A 432-nucleotide genomic window follows, 5' to 3' on the forward strand; every position below is an offset into this window, starting at 1 on the left:
TTATTATTCCATGTATGGACACATTGAAACCATGGCTCACGCCGTCGCCGATGGGGCGAACCGGGTGGACGGCGTTGAGGTGGTTGTGAAGCGCGTGCCGGAAACCATGCAGGCTGAAGCATTCGCCAAAGCAGGCGGGAAAACGCAAAACGCGCCCGTCGCCACGCCGCAGGAGCTGGCAGAGTATGACGCCATCATCTTTGGTACCCCGACGCGCTTCGGCAACATGTCCGGTCAGATGCGTACTTTCCTCGATCAAACCGGCGGTCTGTGGGCGTCCGGCGCTCTGTATGGCAAAATCGCCAGCGTATTTAGCTCAACCGGTACCGGCGGCGGCCAGGAACAAACCATTACCTCGACCTGGACGACGCTGGCCCACCACGGCATGATCATCGTCCCGATCGGCTATGGCGCCCAGGAGCTATTCGATAT

General features: G+C 59.5%; 1 protein-coding gene. It reads left to right on the forward strand.

The features are described 5' to 3' along the window. Nucleotides 1-31 precede the first annotated feature (31 nt). Nucleotides 32-432, forward strand: a 401-nt coding sequence (wrbA, locus tag FJV41_RS55935; RefSeq protein ID WP_368773789.1) for an NAD(P)H:quinone oxidoreductase, incomplete at its 3' end; no start/stop codon positions are given.

It is taken from the genome of Myxococcus llanfairpwllgwyngyllgogerychwyrndrobwllllantysiliogogogochensis (genome assembly GCF_006636215.1).
Lineage (GTDB): Bacteria > Myxococcota > Myxococcia > Myxococcales > Myxococcaceae > Myxococcus > Myxococcus llanfairpwllgwyngyllgogerychwyrndrobwllllantysiliogogogochensis.